Here is a 14,720-nt window from a genome sequence, read left to right as displayed (position 1 = left end):
AACTGCGTTGACCGAGATTCCCGTCATCGATCTATCAAAGGCTCCTGGGGAGAGGGCCAGCTGGGACCGACCGCGCTGGGTCGTCTACCTCTGGGGTGTCTGTGAACTCTTGTTCGTCACGAATGCGTGGCAGATCAGTTCCAGCCTTCGAGTCCGAGTATTGCGTGCTTTCGGAGCCGACATTGGCGACGGTGTCATCTTTCGGCCGCGCACGCGAGTCAAATTCCCATGGAAACTTCACATCGGTGATCGCTCTTGGATAGGCGAAGGAGTGTGGTTCCACAACCAGGACCACATCCATATCGAGCACGACGTGGTCATCTCGCAAGAGACCATGTTGACCACTGGAAGTCACCGGCACCGCAAAGAAATGGCATTGGTTACCAAGCCAATTCATATTGCTGAGGGAGTATGGGTGACCAGCCGATGCATGGTTCTCGGTGGCGTCCATATCGGCGCCTCTACGGTCGTCGCGCCGGGCACTGTCGTCGATCGCTCTTTGCCCGCGGGGGTCGTCGCTCAAAGAGCGCTGGAGTGGGAAACCAGCGAGCGGTTCCCAGGCGGTAAAGGGATTGAAGAGTGAGAATACTTCAAGTCGTCGCCAACGTGTCTCCGGATGGAGCATACGGGGGCCCTCTCCGGGTGGCGGTCAATCAGTCAAAGGAGCTAATAGGGCGGGGTCACGAGGTTCGTCTTGTGGCTGGCGCAAGCGGGTTCGACCGCGCTCTCCCGAGCGAGGTCGAAGGAGTCCCGGCGAGGCTGTTCAGAGCAGGGCCGGTCCTACCCGGCGGCGGATTCGGATCCTTCTACGCCCCTAGCATGCAGAGCTGGCTGCGTAAGAACGCGGCGGGCTTCGACGTCGCTCACATCCACTTCGCCAGGGATTTTGTCGTGCCGCTCGCCGCGCACGCTGTACGGAAGGCACGTGTTCCGTACGTACTCCAGTGCCACGGCATGATTAGTCCGAAAACTAGCCCGGCGTTCAGGCTCTTCGACGTTGCGTTCGTGAACAGAAGCCTGCACGACGCTCGGGCGATTTTCTACCTCACCCCTCGCGAGAAGAACGATCTCCTTGCGATGCGTACACCCTCCGCCTTGCTTCGGCCCTTAGTGAACGGCGTGCCATTGGCGATACCGGAGGCTTTACGCGCAGTCGAACCATCCGATACCGTGGAAGTTCTATATCTTTCGCGACTGCACCCACGGAAGCGCCCGGAGCTGTTTGCCGCAGCAGCGCAGGAACTCGTGGACGTCCTGAAAGGTAAGGCGCGCTTTTCAATCGTCGGCCCCGACGGCGGGAGCAGGAGCAAGATCGAGTCGATTTTGTATGCCGATCCTGCTCCCGATTCCCTTACGCTCGAGGGTGCGATCCCGCCTGCCGATACGCTCGCGCGGATACTTCAATGCGACGTCTTTGTTCTTCCTTCTATCGATGAGCCGTTCCCCATGGCGGTTTTGGAGGCTATGTCATTGGGGAAACCGGTTATCGTGACTTCGAGCTGCGGGCTCGCGCCTCTCATCGAGGAATTCCAAGCAGGAATCGTGATCGATGAGCATGAACGTTCGCTGGTTCCTGCGATCAAAAACCTGATTGAGGATCCCGCGTTGCGCAAGCGGATGGGTGAGCGCGCACGTCTAGCTGTCCGGCGGCACTTCTCGATGGAAGCAATTGGTGATGCGCTAGTATCGAGCTACACCGAAAGCACTAGCGAGTGAGTGCCGTGTCGCGCGTACACGAGAGGCGAACTCGATGAATTTCAATGCACGGGTGGCCATATTGTCCCCCTGGGGGGCGAGCGGCGGCTACAGCGGTCCGCTCACCTTTCTGAACCGACTCTGGGGCTCAGTGAAGACTGACTGCCCGGCGGTGAATATCACGCTTCTTTACCGAGATCGTGGTGAAGAGGCCCGGCCAGCGTGGGCAGACCGTGTGGTAGCTGGAGTGCGCTCTGCCCGGTTTGGGCGTCTTGAGCAGGCGCGTTGGGTCGTCAAAGTATCAACGTGGTTGCTATGCCATCGGTTCAATTTGGATGTAGTGCATCTTCATGGCTCGTACACGACGAACCTAGTCCCAGCGCTATTCGCCAGGCGTGGTCAGGTCGTTATCGTTCCCGTGTTAGAGTCCGGTGACTTGGGAGGCCTCAAACACGCGCCCGTCAAGCGTTGGGTCGCGCGACGGGTGGTCTCGCGCGCTCGAGCAGGATTGGCGCTCTCCGAGGGAATCGTGGAGGAGCTGAAAGACCTCGGCTTGCCGCAATCGAGGATCACGCGGCTTGCGAATCCCGCGGACCCGCGCATGCTTGATGTCCCAGTACGAAAGCGGGGCAGCGCCGACCCAATACGTCTTGGCTTCGTCGGGAAACTTGGTCCGCTTAAGAACCCGCACCTGCTGATGGAGGCGGCTTCGCTCATACGCGAGCGCGGTCGCGAGGTCGAGGTTCACTACTATGGGCCGTTCGCGTCGCACGCAGTAGCGGCCTCACTCAAGTCGCTAGCCGCCGCGCACAGTTCGCAACTGGCCGTATATTTTCACGGCTTCACGCGGGACGTGACGCGAGCCTTTAGCACCTTCGATGTTCTGGTCCTTCCTTCCGCGAGAGAGGGCCTTCCCGGGGCGCTCACGGAAGCACTCGCAACCGGGACCCCGGCTGTGGTCTCCGCGGCTGGTGGGATGGGGGAGCTTGTACGCGCGTCGCGCGCGGGACGTGTGGTCGCCCCCGAGGCGGCAGACATAGCTTCAGCGGTCTTGTCGCTTGTCGAGCCGGGGGAGTATGAACGCGCAACCCGTTCGGCTCGCGAATTCGCTTCTTCGCAGCTGAGCCCGGAAGCGGTGGCCAGGGAATACACGCGGAAAGTTGGAATCGCACGTGATTAAGGACACCTTCATGGACGCCGAAGGCGGCTTTCCTAGCCTGCTATCGCTCACTGAGCATCTCCGACCGTACCGTGGCGCCCGAGCTCTAGTCGTCTCCACGGCCGGCACAACCGGGCGCGCACTCGGGAACAACGGCGACGACCTCATGCACGCGGTGTTCTACCGCATCCTCGAACAGATGAGTATCGCCGTAGTTGACTCCGATCCGGACGTCGTTATTGTGCCACCTTCCGGGGCGCTTCTAGAGGTTTACTCTTTCCCGAAGCGACTAAGCGAGCGCCTCAGAGGCTTCGAAGACGTGCCGGTCGTTATCTTTCCTTCGTCCGCTTATTTCCCAACCGAGGACCCCTCCCTACTTTTCACCGATCGAACCGCGGACACTCTTCTTCTTCTCCGTGAGCACCCGTCATATGAGCACCTGCGCAAGCTCTGGGGAGATTCTCTTCGGCGCGCGGGAGTGCGCCTGGAGGTCGATCATGACGTCGTCGCGTCAGGGCACGAGTTCGTTCCGGACATCTTGCGGTCGTCAACGGGCCGTTCAGTCCCGACCCTTATCGCGGCGCGCATCGACCGGGAAGCGTCTTCGCTGAATCAGGGAGCCGCCGGGGGGAATGGCGCTTCCTCGCTGCTGCATCGCCTCGCTGATCGAGTCCCGTATGGTCCGGCCTATACTCGAGCCTCCCGGATGGTGCGGAGACGTCGCAACCGTGAAGCAGCACTGAAGCTTGCGGCCCAAGCAGGTTCGCCGGCGAGAAATGCGCTGTCTGTGGACATCAGCGCCCGTCAATTCGCGACGTTCGACCAGTACTGCTCGACCATCGTGCGAAGTGAGACGGTGATTACCAACCGGCTGCACGTGGCGCTTCCCGCAGCAATCATGGGGAAGAGCGTTGTGATGGTGGAGGCGGGGTACTACAAGCTGGGTGGCGTGTATCGCCGCTCGCTAGAGGGCGTGCCGAATGTTAGATTCATCGACGGGAAAAGGTAGCAGGTAGTGCTTAGGGGCATTCTCCGGCTTTCCCTAGGAACTGCAGCAGCGCGCGCGCTCGCGGCAGTCGGACAGCTTTTATTAGCCCTATGGCTGACACCCGCAGAATTCGGGTACTGGGCTGCGGCTACCTCCGTAATCGCCATCCTCACCGGACTCGCGAATTTTGGAGAAGTCAACGGTTATTTGAGCGGTCAAGGGGGCACATTTAGCGGAACACGCCGTGCGATCCTGAACGTAAACACTGTCTTGGCTTGCGGCGGAACGGTAATAGCGGGAATTTACCTCATATCAGGGCGACCGGAGGTTGCGATATTGGCGGTAATTTCTGCGCTGACGATTCCGCTCGTTGGAGACGCGGAGTTGATGTACTCGTCCGGCGTGAAGTTGAAACTTTATCGACGAGTCGTTCTCGCTCAGGTGCTCGCTGCGGTGTCGAAGGTAGCAGTCGGCTTGATCCTGGCTCTGACCCTCCAGTCCGCGTTGGCGTTTGCGGTATCCACGGTCGTATTCTACGCGATCATGGACCTGGCTATTTTTCGCCGGTTGCCGCGCCAAGAAGGAGCGGGGCAAGGAACATCTGAAGCGCCGACGCGGCATATTCGGCTGAAATGGGGGGTGAACTCACTATTCATAACTCTCCCGCTCCAAGCGAGTTTCGTAGTTGCTCAGTTCGGCGCATCAGCGGAGGTTCTTGGCGTCTACTACTTCGCGTACCAGATTAGCCTTGGGCTGAGCGGCCTCGTGTCAGTACCGCTTGCCCGGGTCTCGCTCAGCACGCTGGCAGACACGCGACCCGAAGAGAGAGTTGCTTTGAGCCTCAGACTTTGTCAGTTCTTTGTGCTCGTGGTGACGGCGGTGAGCGCTGCGTTCTCACTCTTCATGCCACTATTCGCAGGAGTCCTCGGTGGGCAATGGGTGGCCGCATCTGGGGCTGTCGTGATCTTGCTTGCCAGTCTTCCAGTTCGTATGATGACGCCCATCCTCGACGGCCTCCAGCAAGCCCAGGGCCGGTGGTGGCAGGGAACCGCCTTCAACATTGTCGACACGGTGGGTACAGCGTGCGCTGCCCTCGCTTCGTTCACCGGCGACATCACGACCCTAGTGTGCGCAGTAGCGGGATGGAAGGTGATCTTCGGACTGGGGCGAGCGGCCTGGCTAATGCGGACTGGTCGTAACGCCAGCCTCCTGTGGGTGCTCTTCTTCACGACCGCTTCGAGCGCGTCCATTGCCGCATCGCAGTTCCTCCAGTCTGGCCTCGTCGTGCTGGGTGCCGTTCTATTGGCCTCCCTTTTGAGCCTTGCAGTCGTAGCGCGTTGGGACGGGTAATGCAATGAAGAAGGGCTCCAACGCCGCGATCGTCCGCGGGTTACTATTCGCCGCTGGTTACGTGCTGGTGGTTCAGAATGTGTTAGTTCCTGTGTCTACCAAGCTTCTGTTTCTGAGTGTGGCTACTCTGTTCGCAGGCGTTAGCGCTATTCGACTGCGACGCGCTGCCCGCATCTCGAGCGCGGCTATAAAGCTGCCGGGCCCGCTTGTTCTCAGCGTGGTGCTCGTGATCGGTTTGCTGGCACTCGGGGCCGCGTCGCTGATATGGACACCGGAAACTGCGCTTCAAGATTGGGTTAGAGATGCCCTCACCTACATAATGTTCCCCGTCGCGGTTCTGATTGGGTCTGATTTTGGTATGGCTGCTCGCCGGCGTGCTCTGCTCGGAACTGTGTGGACGATAGGGGTCTTTGGAGCGGTCTCTTTTACTTTCACATGGCTTCAACGGCGCGGCGCTGAAGGGCTCGATATCGAATCGGTCGGCCTCGCATCGAGCTTCGTTCCCATGCCCGCCATCGCGCTGGGACTCGCGCTTTTCTGTGCGCCCCGTCGTCCGAATATCGGCGCGCTTGTCAGCGCGTTCGCAGTGGGAGGAATTCTAGTTCTGTCGGGCGGCCGCACGATCTGGATTCTCCTGATCGTCGGGGTATTATTCGCGGGCTTCTTGGCGATTGTTCGATTCGGTCGCGTCATTCGGGTGCTGGCGCTGTGCGTAGCTGGACTTGCAACGGGCGCGCTGGCGTTGGCCGCGTCACCAACGCTCGCGGGCAATGGAATTGCGGCGGATAGGTTTCAGTGGTTTTCCCGCCTTTACGAGTACGGCTGGGCAGTCTTCGCCACGGACGGTTCCGCCGTGGAACGGCTACGCGCTTACGACTGGACGTTGCAAATATGGGAAGAGAACTTCTTGTGGGGGAGAGGGTGGGGGCAGCCTTTTCCTTCAGTTACAACTGGGGCGGTAACGGGGTCGATCTTCACGTTGGATTCGCCCTTCGTGGTTCTCGCGAAGTTCGGTCTGCTTGGGACTGCTGTCCTGGTCCTTGCGATCATCGCACTCGTAAGAGCTACGACTGTCATGGCGCGGTCGGACGAGATCATCAGCACCTCCGTTTGGGTCGCGATATCCATGGCCGCCGTGCTCTTACTCAATGGGTTTCCGCTTGAAAACCGAGGTTTTCCGATCTTTACCTTTTGTCTCGTTGCCCAGGCGGTGCTCGCCTTACGAGAGGCGCAAACAGCCGACAACTTCCCTTATCCGAAAGTGGTAAAAGCGTGACGACGAAACTCGGGCATTGCCTGATCGTGAATTCATACTCGTACCGGAATGCAGGAGACGCAGCGATCATGCTGGCGACCAAGCAGCTCTTGGAGGATCAGGGGGCCGCGTCAGTAACCCTGTCGTCGCGCTACGACGACAGGCTAGAGTATCGCGCTCACGGAGTGAACGTAGTCGCTGAGATCGTCCCGTTTCCGGCTGTGGGGACTCGGTTCGTTCGTACTGTCCGGTTGGTGTTGGGGATGTTCGCCAGTGTCACGGTCATTGCGGCGAGCCAGTTGGGTCGCCGCGTGGGCCGGGCAGCGCTTCGAGTCCTGATGCCTCATGTCTTTCGCATTCTCAAGGATGTGGACACGGTAGTAATTGCTGGCGGAGGGTACATGTACTCGTCGAAAAGGAGGCTGAACTTTAGTCTGTATCAGAGCCTCGTGTCGATTCGACTTGGTCATGCCGCCGTTGGAGCGACGTTGATGATGCCCCAGAGCATTGGTCCCGTAACACGTGAAATCGACCGGCGGCTGATCGAATGGAGCTTGAAGTACACGACGCCGGTGGTTCGCGAGCGACTATCGCTCGCGGCGAGCGCGCGAATGCCACGGCTCAACGCGCGGGAGGTAGATGATGTCGCGTTCTACCGGCAGAGTTCCGGCTCCTCCGCCCAGGTACGAGAGGTTTGTCGCATAGTGGTGATGGACTGGCGGTGGTCCACTTCGTCGGACGACGCGGCGTTTGAAGCCTATGTGCAGGCGCTCGTCGACGTGGCAACTGGCGTTCACGCTTTAGGCCTCGAAGTCGTTCTCGGGGGGCATTCGTCCATTCCCGAGCATAAGCAGGACGACTTGCTCGTGGCCCGTTTGATTTCTGCGCGGTTGCGGGTGCCTCACCTCGTCGACACGAACACGGACGTCGCGCACCTGTACCAGGCTTACGCCGCAACTCGTGTCGTGATAGGCACCCGTTTGCACGCTTGCATCATGGCTGTCAGTGTCGGCACCCCTGCTATCTCATTGCAATACCAGGAAAAGTCGAGCGGCGTTCTCGGGCGGCTTGGCATGCAGGACCTCGTGCATCGCGTGGATGCGATCGACAGCGCGCTCCTAATCAGGCAGGTGCGCGAAGTAGCGCAAACTCGCCGTCGTTGTTCCGGACTCGCCGAGCGTGTTCGGGTTAGGATCGCTAGCGCATACGAGGGTATTCACGCATGACCGACATCGTCTTTTTCCTGCCAGCAATTAATCCGTATTGGCGGGACCGGTTCAACGCTCTTGCCTCATCGGGCAGAGTCAGCTTTCATTGTGTATTCAGTGATTATATTGACCCGATGCGGAGTTGGACGGTGGACGAATCGACTCTGCAGTTTCCACACACCTTCCTCACGACTAGCAAGGCGTCGCCAGCTCGGTATCTCGAGTTGGCGCGCCTATGGTGGCGGCTGCGCCCCGAGCGCGTTTTCACGTTTCACCACGTTCCGGCCCTTTGGCCCGCTTGGATTCATCGCGCCACGGGCCGACATCTCGCGCTCTACGCCCTCATGACGTGGGACTCGTGGGTAAGGAGAAGATGGCATAAGGAGATACTGAAACGAGTGTTCTTCCGTGGAGCATCGTCCGTCCTGACTCCCGGTCCCGACTCCGATGCCTATGTCGAGAGCTACGGCGCGACTAATACACACCGCTTGCACCACGCGGTCGACTGGGTCGCTCTTCAGCAGGCGGGCTGTCAGCGGCAACGCAGTGCGTCGTTGCGCCTCCTCTATATCGGACGTCTTATTCCTGGGAAGGGTGTTCCGTTCCTACTGCCGATGCTCGATCACGTGTTGAGACGCGATCCGAGCGTGTCTGTCGAGCTGGTGGGAGATGGTGAGCTCTGGGGCGAGGTTGAGGCCTGGGCGGCGCGCCACGGTCATGACAGGGTGAGGGTGACGGCGTTTGTGCAGTCCGCAGATGTGGCGGATGTATATGCTCGCAACGACGTTCTACTATTCCCGACGCTCGGCGACCCGTATGGTCTAGTTGTAGACGAAGCATTGGCGTCAGGAATGCCTGTGATATCTTCAGACCGTGCTGGCGATATTCGATGGCGAATTGGGCAAAGTCGCGGTCGAGTAGTCCCGCCCGAAGATAAAGCGGCATGGATGGCGGCGATTAATGAATACTCACAAAATAGAGACCTCCTACAAGCTCACTCGCTTGATGCAAGCGCATTTAGCGCGGGGCACGGCACTGAGCGGTGGGTGGAAGAGATCTGCCGTTGGGTAGCGCGTACGTCTAATGCATAGGGCGAGATGGTGCTAATCCTCTGAGCTATGAAGCGCGCCGCTTCTTGGACGACGCGTGACTGCCCTGTTTCAAATGATCGAACGAGCGCAACCCAGGGCTCCTACACTGACCACCACAAATCGACCCGTCGGTGCCTAGGCGAGACCGTCTCTGAATCGCTCCGGGTTTAGCGGAGGGCGAGTTCTTCCAGGGACGGCTGGCTTTGGTAGTTGGTCTCACGGTAGTACTCGCTTTCCTTCTCGACGGGCGTGAGATATCCGATCGAGGAGTGCAGCCGGTTCTCGTTGAACCAGTGCATTCAGGACAGCGTTGATGGCGCTCAGCGATTGTCCCCAGAGTTGCTCACCGAAGTTCCCCAGGTCGCGGGGTAACGCTGGCGCGGGTTTGTGCCGGTGGTGAGACGGCGGAGTTCGTCGGCTGCGGTGCGGTGGTTACGGAGTCGGTAGGAGGCGCCGTCGAGGGTAATGACGACGGACCGGTGCAGGAGCCGGTCGAGCATCGCGGCGGCGACGGTGGTGTCGCCGAGGATCTCTCCCCAGGCGCCGACGGGCCGGTTGGTGGTGAGCACGATCGAGGTCTTCAGGTAGCGCTGGTTGACGACCTGGAACAGTGCGGAGGCGGCTTCGCCCGGCAGCGGCAGGTAGCCGAGTTCGTCGATGATGAGCAGCGTCGGGCCGGCGAAGAACCGCATCATGGTCGCCCATTTCCCTTCGCTCGCCGCGCGGTGCCAGCGAGCGGCGAGGTTCGCGGCGGAGCCGAAGTAGACCCGGTAGCCGGCGGTGACTGCGGCGTGCTCGAGACCGGTTGCGATGTGGCTCTTCTCAACGCCCGGCGGTCCGATGAGGAGCACGTTTGTTGCGGTGTCGAGGTAGCGGCAGGTGGCGAGCTCGGCGAGCAGGCTCTGGTCGATGCCGCTCCCGGCGTCGAGGTCGAAGTCGTCGAGGGTTTGGCCGGTGGGAAGGTTCGCGAGCCGGAACCTGCCCGCGAGTCGCCGCGCGTCCGTCGCGGTCACCTCGATCTGCAGCAGCCGCTCCAGCGCGGTGGTGAGGGTCCAGCCCTCGGCTTGCGCCTGATCGAGGACCTTTGGCAGGGCGTCGGCGGCGTCGGCGAGTTTCAGGTCGGTGAGATGGTTGCGCAGCTGCTGGTAGGTGCTCGCTGCCGTCGCGGCGTTCGTCGTGCAAATGGTGGTGGTCATCGGAGAGTGTTCCTGTTCTTCGCGGCCTGCTCATAGGCGGCCAAGCTGATAACGGTCGAGACGGGCTCGCCGGTGCCGATGAGCACCTGCGCGGCGCGGAGCGCCGCCTGACCGGGCGGGATGCGCTCCTTGCGGCGGTGCGGCCGTCCCGGAGGCGCCGACGCCATCGCGATCGCTTCCAGCGCGGTGACGTGGCCGGTGTCGCGGATCGCGACGCCGAGCCCAGGCTCGGCGACCTTGTGCCGGGCGACGACCGCGCCGGAGACGGTGGCGATGTCGATGGTGTCGGCGCCGAGCCGCTGCAGCACCGTCACTTTCGCGGCGGCCAGCTCGGGTGGGACCGAGTAGCGGTTGCCGCGCCAGTCGATCAGCGCCTGCCTCGTCGCGGTGCGCCCTTCGGTGACCACCACGGGGAACACCGCCGGCGGCAACGGCCGGAGCCGTTCGGCCGTGAGCATCGCGGCGGCGGTGGTCTTGCCGGTCGCTGTCCGTCGTGGCCGCTCATCCTGTCGCCGGGCGAACGCTGCGACGGAGGCTTGCGCCTGCTCGAGAGTGAGCCCATCGGGCAGGGTGCGCCACCAGCGTTGCGCGGCGGTGTGGTTATTCTTCTCACCACGCCCTTTCGGTTCCCGGAGCGGGGCCGGCAGACCACGGGCTGTCGGCGACGGTTGAAAACGAGGCCATAGCGACGTGGTGGTTTCCAGTGACCATCGCAACGAGGACCGCTCGAAAGGGGTTCTTGTATGTCGTCTCGTCGTGTTCCGAAGGGGCCGGGTCGCCGTCCGATGACGGAGAAGCGCCGGCGGTTTCTGGAGTTGCTCGCGCAGGGCTGGTCGGTTCGTGGCGCGTGCAAGAAGCTGGGGATATCGCGGTCATCGGGTAACCGTTGGAAGAACGGCGCGTTGGAGCGTCAGAAGGATGGCACGGTCAAGTACGTGCCACCGCTCGAGCCGCGAGCTGCCGTCGCCGTTACGGCAGACGGTGACCTGGGACCAGGGCACGGAGATGGCCCGGCACCTCGAGATCACCCAGGCGACCGGAACGAGGATCTACTTCTGCGACTCGGGCAGCCCGTGGCAGCGAGGGTCCAACGAGAACACGAATGGGCTTCTCCGGCAGTACTTCCCGAAGTCGACGGACCTCTCCGTTCACAGCGCCCGTGACCTCGCCCGGGTCGAGACCGAGCTCAATCGCCGGCCGCGGATGATTCTCGGCGATCGGCCGCCAGCCGACCTCTTCGCGGCCCTGTTAACCTCCGAGAATCACCCTCCGTTGCGATGACTGCTGGAATACAAGACGTCGCATTGGCCTACTTTTCGAGCGTCGCCGACACGGGCTGAACGCCGTAGTGCTTGGCGAACCCGGCGAACATCGCAGTGAGGTCCCCGGTCACGGGGTTCAACACCGTCGCCATCCGATCGAAGCGCCAGACCCTCGTCACGCCGCCGAGGAGGGCCCTCAGCGTGGTCATCGCGGCCAGCAGATGCGGGACATCCATCGACGGGGAGATCGCCGCTCGCCAGACCCCGGAGTGCGCGAGCGACCCCACGAGCAGATACGCCCGCTTCGTCGGGAACCCCCAGTGCATGGGCGGGTCGGGCAGCTCGAGCCAGTCGAACTGCGTCTCCTCGCCCGGCGGGTGCTCGATGATCGCGTTCGGCCGTTTCGTGACATGCGCGCAGGCCGTGCAGGCGGGCCGAAGGCCGCGGTCCCGCATCTGCCGCGTCAGCGTTGGATACGACCCGGAGTAGCCCAGCGGCACGAGCTCGTCCAGCAGCGTCGCCACCCTCAAGTGGGGGTCTTCCTTCAGCCGGGCGGTGACGCAGTCGACGAACGGGTCGAAGCGGTCCGGGACCGCCCGCTCACGCTGGCCCGGGCGCGTTCCCCGCTCAGATTCGCACGGACGGTCTTGCGGTCATGGTGGGTGCGGCGGGCGATCTCGCTGATCGTCATCCCCTGCCGCCTCAAAGCGTGGACATCCACGCTGCTCCTCTCTGAGAGCATGAGAAACGGGCCTCCCTCGAAGGCTGGTGTGTGGTCGAAGACCGCCAGCATCGAGGGAGGCCCGCCTCATGCGACGGAGCGACCCAGGGTGGGGAATTCCAGTGAGCAGAAGTGGGGAATTTCAGTGAGCGCCGTCAGCGTGGCGAGTTTGACCTCCTCAACGGTGCGGCGCGGCCCGTCGATCCTCACGCACTCGGTCTTGTAGAGCTCGACAGCGCTCTCGGCGAGGGCGTTAGTTCTCCAAAGTGATCACACTCCAATAGTTGAGTGTTCACTCTTGGGGCACCGAAACTGTCCAGTCGTCGAGCGCCGCCGAGAGCGACCTAGCATCGAGTGTGAGCGACGGCTGAGGGGCTATTCGAGAGTGGAGCGGAGGTCTATTCCGCCCGGGTCGACGAAGCCGATCACTGTACTTGCTACCTGTATGCGGCTCACGCACCAGCCGTTGCCAGAGTGGCAGCAAGCGTAGTCACGCTACGCAACCGCAGCCGGAACGCAACGGTCGATCAGGGTGCGCGCTGATCGGCAGCAGCCCGGATCCCCATTCGCGTAGGGTGCTTCGACGCCATCTCGAACCAGTGCCCGTTAAGAAGCGCCTCCTAAGAAGCTGCTCCGTCTAGTCCGGCCGCTGCCGTTCAAATCGGCAGCTTCTTCGGACTCCGTTGCTTCACCATACCCGTACCCGTACCCGTACCCGTAGTCGTAGGCATCGGCGCCCGTGGTCGGCACCATGGTCAAGACAAGGCCGGCGATACGCGCGCCTACGGTTTCAAGCGCGTTGATAGCGCCCTCTAGCTGGCGTCGGTGAGTAGTTCCAGCGGCGACAGCGACGATCGTTCCGCTCGTCTCCTTCGAGAGAATGGCTGCGTCCGTGACGGGGAGTAGTGGAGGAGCGTCCAAGAGGATGACGTCCGCTTCGCGTCCGAGGTCATCGAGTAGTGCGCGCATTCTCTTCGAACCCAGCAATTCACTTGGGTTGGGTGGGATTTTCCCGGAGGGAAGCACATACAGTGACTTGCGCCCCCACCGCTGGATGACGTCCGTCACGTCGGCGCGGCCGATGAGCACGTCGGTAAGGCCGGCGCCTCCCTCGATACCTAGGTAAGTGGCTACCTTCGGCTTGCGCAGGTCGGCGTCGATGAGTACGACTCGTCTGCCCGCGTCCGCGAGCGCGATGGCCAGATTCGTGGCGGTCGTCGATTTACCTTCACTCGGCACGCTTGACGTAACGACGAAGCTGTGCGCACCCTCGAGGTCAAGGAACTGCAGGTTCGTGCGGAGCGTGCGGAAAGCCTCCGCTCGGGGATTCTGCGGGTCGGATTCAAGGATGATCGAGCGGTCTTTCGCCGCCGGGTCGAACGGGATAGCACCGATGATCGGTCGATCCGTGATCTCCTCAACCTGCCGGGACGAGCGAATACGTGTGTCCAGTGTGGTTCGCAAGACGGCGAATCCAATACCAAGCACGAGCCCCAGCAATCCCCCCAGGATGAGGTTGAGCCCAACGTTGGGGCTCGCGGGCGCCGCTGAGGCGAGCGCGGGCGCGACACTCGTTATCTTCACTGGGCTCGTTTCTGTGCCCGGAAGCGTCTCCACCTCGTCTACCGCGCTCGTGAGGCTCGCAGCGACTGCGTTTGCTATGTCAGCGGCGCGCGTAGCGTCGGCGTCTGTGGCAGTGACCGCGACGATCGTCGTATTCAGCGGGCTTGTCGCGGATACGCTTTGAGCCAGCGACCGGGCGGAAGTCTTCAAACCCAGTTCCGATATCACGTCGTCGAGAACTCTTGGGGTTGTGGCCAGCTCCACGTAGGAGGCGACTCGAGCCAGGGTATAGCTATTACCCTGCTGCTGTTCTGCGATCGTTGAGCCAGCTTGAGACGAGATCATCACCTCGCTCGTAGACTCGTAAAGAGGGGTCCGTGTCAGTGAGTAGACTGCCGCAGCGCCGACCCCGACGAGCGTAATTACGAGTATGACAATCCAGTTCTTGCGCAGAACGCGGATGTAGTCGCTGAGTTCCACAAGGCCCCTTCGATATTACGGACCATCCTTCCACACGACCAGGGTCGTCCTCGGCCCCGGTGCTTGGCGGCGGGTCTCAGGCTCGGGTGCGAGAGACGGCTAGACGCATGACTCTCGTGACCGCATCAACGGCAGGTACCAAGAGTTCTGAAGCTCGATCGTATGCGTCGTCGCCACGTCGATACGGGTCGGGAACGTCGTACTCGGCAGCCCGTGAGAGCGGGCCTAGCTCTCCGCGTAAGGCAGCAAGGTGGTCGCGCATCAGTGCATAGCGATGCTTGCCGCCGCGCACGTCGGCTGCGGCGGACTCCAGCTCCTCGTCGCTGACCACTCGCGCGAGGCGAGCAAACTCGAGCAGTGTGAACGCGGAACGCACCTTCGGTGGTGCGAGATCAACGACGTGGGCGCGGTGCTCGCGCGTCATCGCAAGCACGAGGTCAACGTCGCGCAAGTCGTCCTCTCGAAGCAGGGCTCCTCTGTGGGCGAGGGAGACATCCCGGTCCGCGCCGTGAAGGATTGCACGCTCCAAGGTTTCAGCTGTCATCGGGCGGTCCACGAGCGCATGCGTACCTCGGCTCACTACCTCAATCGGTGAACCCTTGAGTCGCGCCCGAAGCAGAACCTCAGCCAACGGTGAGCGGCAGATGTTGCCGGTGCACACGGTCATGATCTTGAGCATCGCGTTCCGCCTCCCGATAACGTGGCGATGTGCCTCGTGAGTCTCACCCTACTGTCGACGATCCCGCTTCCTT

Annotated in this window: 12 protein-coding genes and 3 pseudogenes; 10 read left to right on the top strand and 5 right to left on the bottom strand. The window is 61.8% G+C overall.

Going from position 1 to position 14,720, the window contains the following annotated elements:
• Positions 1-7 precede the first annotated feature (7 nt).
• From QWJ90_RS11895 to QWJ90_RS11865, 8 genes and pseudogenes are all read left to right on the top strand, one after another.
• Positions 8-583 (top strand): acetyltransferase, encoded by a 576-nt coding sequence (locus QWJ90_RS11895; protein ID WP_290108058.1) that lies wholly within the window; start codon positions 8-10, stop codon positions 581-583.
• Complete coding sequence (locus tag QWJ90_RS11890; RefSeq protein ID WP_354670431.1) at positions 580-1,716, top strand: glycosyltransferase; 1,137 nt, start codon at positions 580-582, stop codon at positions 1,714-1,716. The genes QWJ90_RS11895 and QWJ90_RS11890 overlap by 4 nt, the downstream gene beginning before the upstream one ends.
• A gap of 34 nt (positions 1,717-1,750) precedes the next feature.
• Positions 1,751-2,875, top strand: coding sequence for a glycosyltransferase family 4 protein (locus QWJ90_RS14880; protein WP_354670430.1), 1,125 nt, complete (start codon positions 1,751-1,753; stop codon positions 2,873-2,875).
• The gene (locus QWJ90_RS11885) at positions 2,868-3,863 is read left to right on the top strand and encodes a polysaccharide pyruvyl transferase family protein (RefSeq protein WP_290108057.1); all 996 of its coding nucleotides are present in this window, start codon (positions 2,868-2,870) and stop codon (positions 3,861-3,863) included. The genes QWJ90_RS14880 and QWJ90_RS11885 overlap by 8 nt, the downstream gene beginning before the upstream one ends.
• Before the next feature lie 6 nt (positions 3,864-3,869).
• Positions 3,870-4,775 (top strand): annotated as a pseudogene (locus tag QWJ90_RS11880) (oligosaccharide flippase family protein); the annotation flags it as partial.
• A 421-nt stretch (positions 4,776-5,196) separates the two neighbouring features.
• Complete coding sequence (locus QWJ90_RS11875; protein ID WP_290108055.1) at positions 5,197-6,468, top strand: O-antigen ligase family protein; 1,272 nt, start codon at positions 5,197-5,199, stop codon at positions 6,466-6,468.
• The gene (locus QWJ90_RS11870) at positions 6,465-7,673 is read left to right on the top strand and encodes a polysaccharide pyruvyl transferase family protein (protein ID WP_290108054.1); all 1,209 of its coding nucleotides are present in this window, start codon (positions 6,465-6,467) and stop codon (positions 7,671-7,673) included. The genes QWJ90_RS11875 and QWJ90_RS11870 overlap by 4 nt, the downstream gene beginning before the upstream one ends.
• Positions 7,670-8,746 (top strand): glycosyltransferase family 4 protein, encoded by a 1,077-nt coding sequence (locus QWJ90_RS11865; protein WP_290108053.1) that lies wholly within the window; start codon positions 7,670-7,672, stop codon positions 8,744-8,746. The genes QWJ90_RS11870 and QWJ90_RS11865 overlap by 4 nt, the downstream gene beginning before the upstream one ends.
• 320 nt (positions 8,747-9,066) lie before the next feature.
• Here QWJ90_RS11865 and istB read toward each other — a convergent pair whose 3' ends face one another.
• Positions 9,067-9,942 carry an IS21-like element helper ATPase IstB gene (gene istB, locus QWJ90_RS11860; protein WP_290108052.1) on the bottom strand — a complete coding sequence of 292 codons (876 nt, stop codon included), beginning with the start codon at positions 9,940-9,942 and terminating at the stop codon, positions 9,067-9,069.
• Positions 9,939-10,658: a Mu transposase domain-containing protein gene (locus QWJ90_RS11855; protein ID WP_290108051.1), complete on the bottom strand. Its 720-nt coding sequence runs from the start codon at positions 10,656-10,658 to the stop codon at positions 9,939-9,941. Before QWJ90_RS11855 ends, istB begins: the two co-directional genes overlap by 4 nt.
• A gap of 27 nt (positions 10,659-10,685) precedes the next feature.
• Here QWJ90_RS11855 and QWJ90_RS14875 point away from each other — a divergent pair.
• Together QWJ90_RS14875 and QWJ90_RS11850 are read left to right on the top strand one after the other, a co-directional pair.
• Positions 10,686-10,790: pseudogene (locus QWJ90_RS14875) on the top strand (hypothetical protein); the annotation flags it as partial.
• Positions 10,791-10,893: 103 nt separating this feature from the next.
• Positions 10,894-11,223, top strand: a pseudogene (locus tag QWJ90_RS11850) (IS30 family transposase); the annotation flags it as partial.
• A gap of 28 nt (positions 11,224-11,251) precedes the next feature.
• On the opposite strand, the gene QWJ90_RS11845 reads toward QWJ90_RS11850, so the two are convergent.
• From QWJ90_RS11845 to QWJ90_RS11835, 3 genes are all read right to left on the bottom strand, one after another.
• The gene (locus QWJ90_RS11845) at positions 11,252-11,734 is read right to left on the bottom strand and encodes a hypothetical protein (RefSeq protein WP_290108050.1); all 483 of its coding nucleotides are present in this window, start codon (positions 11,732-11,734) and stop codon (positions 11,252-11,254) included.
• A 797-nt stretch (positions 11,735-12,531) separates the two neighbouring features.
• Positions 12,532-13,968: a polysaccharide biosynthesis tyrosine autokinase gene (locus tag QWJ90_RS11840; protein ID WP_290108049.1), complete on the bottom strand. Its 1,437-nt coding sequence runs from the start codon at positions 13,966-13,968 to the stop codon at positions 12,532-12,534.
• Positions 13,969-14,044: 76 nt separating this feature from the next.
• Positions 14,045-14,647, bottom strand: coding sequence for a low molecular weight phosphatase family protein (locus tag QWJ90_RS11835; protein WP_290108048.1), 603 nt, complete (start codon positions 14,645-14,647; stop codon positions 14,045-14,047).
• Positions 14,648-14,720 lie beyond the last annotated feature (73 nt).

Origin of the sequence: Microbacterium oryzae (assembly GCF_030406385.1) — a bacterium.
In the GTDB taxonomy this organism is placed as follows: domain Bacteria; phylum Actinomycetota; class Actinomycetes; order Actinomycetales; family Microbacteriaceae; genus Microbacterium; species Microbacterium oryzae_A.
Note: the sequence above shows the minus strand (reverse complement) of the source record. Positions and strands in the feature narration are given on the sequence as shown.

What these genes read in the sequence shown, in the direction of transcription:
- istB (WP_290108052.1), bottom strand. Translation starts at nt 9,942, where the DNA reads ATGACCACCACCATTTGCACGACGAACGCCGCGACGGCAGCGAGCACC.
- QWJ90_RS11835 (WP_290108048.1), bottom strand. Translation starts at nt 14,647, where the DNA reads ATGCTCAAGATCATGACCGTGTGCACCGGCAACATCTGCCGCTCACCG.
- QWJ90_RS14880 (WP_354670430.1), top strand. Translation starts at nt 1,751, where the DNA reads ATGAATTTCAATGCACGGGTGGCCATATTGTCCCCCTGGGGGGCGAGC.
- QWJ90_RS11865 (WP_290108053.1), top strand. Translation starts at nt 7,670, where the DNA reads ATGACCGACATCGTCTTTTTCCTGCCAGCAATTAATCCGTATTGGCGG.
- QWJ90_RS11875 (WP_290108055.1), top strand. Translation starts at nt 5,197, where the DNA reads ATGAAGAAGGGCTCCAACGCCGCGATCGTCCGCGGGTTACTATTCGCC.